Consider the following 538-nt stretch of genomic DNA (forward strand, 5'->3'; position numbering starts at 1 on the left):
TACTATCGAGATATAGCCCCAAGTAAGGCGCCATGACACCTAGCAAGGCAAAATAGGTGAAATATAAAAATGATAGCTTCAGATATAAAACTGGCATTAAAAGCCCTGGCAAGCGAATCGAAAGCCAATAGAAGTCAGACTATTGATACGCAAAACTTCGTTGATCACACCCAAGCATCATAAGCCTAGGTAATTTGCTATTTCATAGAGATCTGGCCGCCCCTCTTCAAAGCCAAAATAGCAAACGGCTTCAGAACTCTCAGACTTAGCATCGTACTCAGAAACAACAAATTCGCACTGGTATTTTTTAGCAAGATCATATAAAAAATTTAGCGGTTCTTTTAGTTTAAATTTGGATTTCACCCGTAATGCAACACCAAGCTTCCAGTCCTCTAGACATTCTTCAGGTCGAAAATCCAACAAACTAATAGAAGTCTTATTATTGAGCCAAGCACTTAGTTCAGCGAGTAGATCTTGAGAAATTTCTTCAATATCAATATCTGAATAGGATGAGCTATCTATATAGATGTGAATATCC

Annotated in this window: 1 protein-coding gene; it reads right to left on the reverse strand. The window is 37.9% G+C overall.

The window, feature by feature from the left end:
* Nucleotides 1-177: 177 nt before the first annotated feature.
* Nucleotides 178-538 (reverse strand): hypothetical protein (locus A3761_RS26500; RefSeq protein WP_068749631.1); only part of this gene is annotated, 361 nt, incomplete at its 5' end.

This window comes from Oleiphilus sp. HI0123 (genome assembly GCF_001635315.1).